This window comes from Planctomycetaceae bacterium (genome assembly GCA_041398825.1).
Classification (GTDB): Bacteria; Planctomycetota; Planctomycetia; order Planctomycetales; family Planctomycetaceae; genus F1-80-MAGs062.
Map to the genome: position 1 here is coordinate 407,228 of JAWKTX010000008.1, position 6,000 is coordinate 413,227.

3 protein-coding genes are annotated in these 6,000 nt (G+C 52.7%); all 3 read left to right on the forward strand.

Going from position 1 to position 6,000, the window contains the following annotated elements:
• Nucleotides 1–1,509 precede the first annotated feature (1,509 nt).
• Nucleotides 1,510–2,586 (forward strand): IS630 family transposase, encoded by a 1,077-nt coding sequence (locus R3C20_16455; GenBank protein MEZ6042096.1) that lies wholly within the window; start codon nucleotides 1,510–1,512, stop codon nucleotides 2,584–2,586.
• A gap of 351 nt (nucleotides 2,587–2,937) precedes the next feature.
• Nucleotides 2,938–4,824: an RHS repeat-associated core domain-containing protein gene (locus tag R3C20_16460; protein ID MEZ6042097.1), complete on the forward strand. Its 1,887-nt coding sequence runs from the start codon at nucleotides 2,938–2,940 to the stop codon at nucleotides 4,822–4,824.
• 504 nt (nucleotides 4,825–5,328) lie between these two features.
• A partial coding sequence (locus R3C20_16465) for a hypothetical protein (GenBank protein ID MEZ6042098.1) occupies nucleotides 5,329–6,000 on the forward strand: 672 nt, incomplete at its 3' end.

Here is a 6,000-nt window from a genome sequence, read left to right on the forward strand (position 1 = left end):
GTATTCTCATCGGACGTATTTCGAGTGCTGGCAAACGCCATGAAACACGTCGAATCAATCGGCTCAACCGGGATTTCCTGTGAATTCCTTTACGCGGGGGTTCTCGATTTCATTAAAGAGCCTCGACCGAGAGATGGTAATTCGTACCTTGAGTGTTGGCGTCGTTTTAATGCTAAGGACAGTGAACAAAACGATACGGGGGACGCCGCTATGCAATGAGATCAAAGGTACCAGTAAAGTCGCTAAAGGGAGATTGCCACTAAAGGCAGGGCAATCGCATGTTCTGACGGCTTGTAAGGACGACGGGGCCGTCGGCTGTCTTAATCTGTTTCAAGATTGGAAGGCGGTCTCCTTCCGGGGTGCAACAGCAACTGAGGTGCAAGGTAGGTGTTGGAGCTTTGTTTGCTTGGTAAATAGATTCTGAATAGCCCGAAGGTCGAATCCATGCATGATCCTCCAATTCCGTGGCCGCCGAGTGTGCCACCGATTGGGGGGCGTCCGACGCCTGGGTTTGAAAAACAGGTTCCCGATTGTGTGCGTCAAAACTTTGAGGGGTTCGTGCAGAGTGCAAAATGACTTCATTCACATTGCTGCTCTTCTTGCTCTTGCGATGAATGTGCTGACTGGGTGTTCATTCACGCAACCGTTACCTGTTGGTTGTTTCCAGTACTTCGCGTTGAAGCATCACAAAGTGGCTGAGCCGTTGGGCTCAAACAATGCAGAGCTTCGTGCCACTTGGAGAATGTTGAACGAAGGAGAGTTAAACGATGCGGTGCTTAACGCAGAATGCCACAGTTCCAAGAATAATCCCCAGAGAGATTGCGAAACCAGAAAGTTGCCACTTCTTGTGCGAGCGACCTTTTGCTTCAGTCAAACTACGGATCCTTTTATGAATTGGCTTCGCACCCTTGGGACATGCGATTTCTACAATTCATGTGGGTCTCATTTTGTGGGGCGGCGGCAGCGCTGGTATACACAATGATTCGAGTATTTCAGAAGCCGTCAGTCTCGCATGCAATTCAAGTGCTCGTCTGGTGTGTATTCGGTCGCGAGTCTGTGCGAAGCAATTCGCCCGGCTCAAGCGGAGATGATGAGTAGCTATTCACCTATTCCGGCTCGGTACGATCAAAGCAACTGCATTTGGTGCAGTCTCGTTCGGCCAACAAGGTCAATGGAATCAGGGGCTACCGCGAATCAGACGATTGAATTCTGAGCTGATCAGACGGTCTACGATGGACTCATATAGCGGCGAATTAATTACGCATCAGCGGAGTAGGTGTATGCAACAACGGGCGTTAATAAGTCAGGCAATTCGCGAAATTGTTTTTTTTTCCACAGTATTCGTCGGATCGCTGGGTCTTCTTCATTTTGTAGAATTCCCCATTCAATTTTTCGGTGCTGCAGATCCGACTCCGGCTAGTGTAGTGTCTTTGAAATGTGGTGAATTATTCGGCGCTGAATTGTGCGTGCGGTGTTGAATGGGTATCTGATTCTTCAAGGAGGATATCCATGCGAGTGGCACCGGCGATCGAGTTGACTGAGGAAGAGCGAACGACGCTGACGAAGTACAGCCGCGGAAGGAACACGCCTGCGAAAATCGTGCTTCGTGCGAAGGTGATTCTGCGAGCGGCCGAGGGGCTTCAGAATAAGGTAATCGCCGCAGAACTGCAGACCGATCCGCAGTTTGTCTGTCGCTGGCGAACTCGCTTTGTCAAAGGACGCCTGAAGGCCATTGAAAAGGATGCACCGCGAAGTGGGCGAAAGCCGTGCCAGAAGGTTGTGAAGATGGTTCTCGACGCGACAACTCAGGAGAAGCCTGCGGGAGCCACGCACTGGAGCGTGCGAACACTGGCGCAGCATCTGGGTGTCAGTCGTTCGGTGGTGCATCGCGTGTGGCGGCAGCACAATCTTCAGCCGCATCGAACGAAGACGTTCAAGGTTTCGAACGATCCGAAGTTTGAAGAAAAACTGCATGATGTTGTGGGTCTGTACCTCAGCCCGCCCGAACACGCGATCGTGCTGAGCGTCGATGAGAAGAGTCAGATCCAGGCACTCAATCGTACCCAGAAGAGCCTGCCAATGTTCCCGGGTCGGCTGCAGACAATGACCCATGACTATAAACGCAACGGGACGACCACTTTGTTTGCCGCGATGAACGTGGCCGATGGCACTGTCCTTGCAGATTTCAAACCGCGGCATCGGCACTGCGAATGGCTTGATTTTCTGAAGACAATCGATGAGACGTTTCCCGACGTCGAACTGCATATCATTTGCGACAACTATGCAACGCATAAGCACAAACGTGTGCGGAAGTGGCTGGCTCGTCACCCCCGATTCCACATTCACTTCACGCCGACCAGCAGTTCATGGCTCAATGTGGTTGAACGCTGGTTCCGCGACCTGACACAGAAGTGCATCCGCCGAGGATCGTTCAACAGCGTTGCCCAACTCGAAGCCGCAATCTGGGACTACCTCGATCAGACCAACAACGCACCAGAGCCTTTCACCTGGACAGCCAATCCCGATGACATCCTCGCAAAAGTTGCCCGAGCTCGAGCGGTACTCGATAAATCACAAACTGAGTGAGACACTACACTAGATTGGAAGGCTGGATTAATTCCCGGTCAGTCTGAGGAATATGTCCATGTGGTTGATCCACACTTAGCGTCTCGCTCGGCTGACGAACAGTGCATCCTCGCAACTGAGTTTCTGAAAACGCACCGCACCGTTCTACTGGAACTAAATCAGTTAACACGGAATCGCCGAATTGGACTACAACTGAGCTTCTCATTTGCAGGTGTTCAAGCTGCGACTGCATTCCCTGTTGACTGTCATCTCCTAGAGCTGCTGTCTGAACTAGATACAGAGCTTGTAGTGTGTTTTTCTGTTCAATCATTAACAGAGGTCTACTTCAATTCATAATTCTTAAGAGTTACGATGAACTCTACACGCACGACGGCCTGTAAAGACTGGATGATCAGCAACGAGGCACACTCAACGGTACGAATACGGCCGGCCATCACCAGCGGGACGTTCGAACAGCAGTGGACGCTCGATCCCACGGGCAACTGGTCTTCGTTCAAGGAAGACAGCAACGGTGTCGGTACCTTCGATCTGGTACAGTCTCGTTCGGCCAACAAGGTCAATGAAATCACGGGCATCAGCAACACGACCGGTACGGCATGGGCGACTCCGGGGTACGATGCGGCGGGCAATATGACAGGCCTGCCGGATGCCGGAGAAAGCACACCGGTCGGTTCCAACCCGGCGTGGGTGCCTCTGGTGGAAACACAGTGGAATACGCTGACAGAAGCCCAGTGGTCGGCGATGACGGAGAACTATTCGTCGGTGCCCAAACAAATGCAGGCTCAGTACGATGCATGGAACCGCTTAGTGTCCGTTCGTGACGGTGCCAGCCCGGTTGTTGAAAACACGTACGATGCCCGAGGCTACCGCATCGCCAAAGCCACCTACACCAACGGCACGCTGGATGAAACGCGTCACTACTACTACACGCCCGGCGGGCAGTGCGTGGAAGAACGAGTCGACAGCAATTCCACCGCCAACCGGCAGTACGTCTGGGGTCTGCGGTACATCGATGACCTCGTCCTGCGTGACCGAGACACCGACGGCAACGGCACACTGGACGAACGCCGCTACGGTCTGCAGGACGGCAACTGGAACATGATCGCCCTCACCGGCACCACCTCCACCGTCACCGAACGCTTCGCCTACTCAGCCTACGGCTCCCCAGTATTCCTGAACGCCAGCGGAGCCGTGCAGAGCTCCTCCGCATCGAAGTTCGAAACGCTCTACGCCGGCTACAAATACGACCTCGACCACCCACAGATCTACTACGTCAGGAATCGTTTCCTCCTGCCGCAAATTGGAACGTGGAACAGACGCGATCCGCTCGGGTATGTCGATGGGATGGGCTTGTATGTGTATGGACATTCCGCCCCTTCTCTAGCATTAGATCCTCTTGGGTCGCAGGCATTTTTGCCATTGACCGATCCATATGGGAGGCCATGGAACCCCGTGACTGGAGAGGTGGTGTCGACGGGCAGATCAGAAGTTATGTCGGCCGGCAGATCAGAAGAATGCCCAGCGAAGAAGGCAGAAGCCATTCGAAATCGCCAATTACAATACTCTTGCAAATGCGGCTGGATAGATTGGACGCACGCAGGTGGTCCAGATCCAAGCAAGCCTGGAAACGGTTTACTTGAAGCTCAGCAGCTAATAGCAAAGATTCGCGAGATCGGGAGACAATCGAGAGGAGGACGAGGAACTGTCTGTTTCGGGACATCCCAACAAAAGGCAGCAGGACCATTTGTCGCCCGAACCGGTGTAAATATGTGCTTCTACGTGTTCACAGGTCTCTCCGAGAACGAAATACTTTGTGCGGCATGGGGAATCTTCAGTATGGTAATGGAGACGTTCGAGAAGCACCAGGGAAACAATCCTGTGTCAAATAGCTCCGGATACAGTCCAGAAGATCTTCCTTCGGATGTGTTGATGTTTCATCGCGCAAATCGAGGTTCAGAATGTTCACCAGATTACATCCGATCACTATGTCAAGCGGAGACAGATATTGAAACAAACCTACGGTACTGCGCAGCTTTCGATTGGGATCAGAAGAATTTGCATTGGAACTTTCCTGTATCGTGCGGCGCTGCTGCCAATGCATGCGGTGGTTCGTCAGAACCTCAACCTCTGCCCACTCAACTGCAAGCACCGCGGTGCGATCCAGATGGACAGGGAGAGAACTGGGGCCCAACCGGACGACAGTACATTGGGATTTACCCTGAAACACTTGGCAGGTAATTGTGATGCAATATGAGTTTTTTCGATGGTTGCATTTTCTGTCTTTGGCAGGACTGCTAGTCGGATGTGCGCGGAGTGAAGTCGCGCGGTTTCAATCATCCGATGGCGCTGTTTCGATTCTCATAATTGATCCTGTTGAATGTGATCAAGTAAGGAGTTTCAGCGGTCACGTCCAGGGAGTGCAGCTGCCACCGGATGAACCCGGGGTTGTCGGACTTGGCGATGCTCTTTGTCATCTGTCGTTTGATCCCTCGGATTATATCTGGATTGATAGACCAGAATGGTGCGCGCTATTATCCAGGTACGCTGTTGAGAATGTTGATGTGCGATCAAGCGTTTACTGTGTTGTCGATAGAAAGGAGTCAAGAATCCTGAGAAGTTTTGAGGAATGCACTCCAGAAATTCGGAATGGATTGATAGAAGCTTTTAAGTAGAGCCATGCTAGGCAGGCCGTAGAGAGATCATTCTACTTGGGATGCTCGCAGTTCGGCACATGGTGGGACGGTGAACACGTCGACGACTCCGAAAGTTCAGTACAGCTACGAGAGCGGTTCGTCGAACACGATCCGTATCACGGGCATGACGTACCCGAACGGTCGCAATGTGGTGGATGACTACGGCACCTCCGGCAGCATCAATGATGCGTGCAGTCGCATTCAGGCGATGAAAGATTCGGGAGCCGGTTACAATCTGGTGTCGCACGAATATCTGGGAGCCTCCGCGTTTGTGAACGCTCAGTACGGTCAGAACAGCGTGCAGTGGACGCTGTACGGCAGTTCCAATGATCCGGCGACGGGCGACATTTATTCGGGTCTTGATCGGTTCGGACGGATTGACAACTGCCTGTGGAAATCCGGCACCACGACACTGGCTCAGATTCAATACGGCTACGATCGAGCCTCCAATCGCATCTGGCGTAAAGACGGTGTGCTCACCGGTTACGATGAACTCTACACGTACGACGGCCTGTATCGACTGAATGATCAGCAGCGAGGCACGCTCAACGGCACCAACACCGCCATCACCAGCGGGACGTTCGAACAGCAGTGGACGCTCGATCCCACCGGCAACTGGTCTTCGTTCAAGGAAGACAGCAACGGTGTCGGTACCTTCGATCTGGTACAGTCTCGATCAGCCAACAAGGTGAATGAAATCACGGGTATCAGCAACACGACC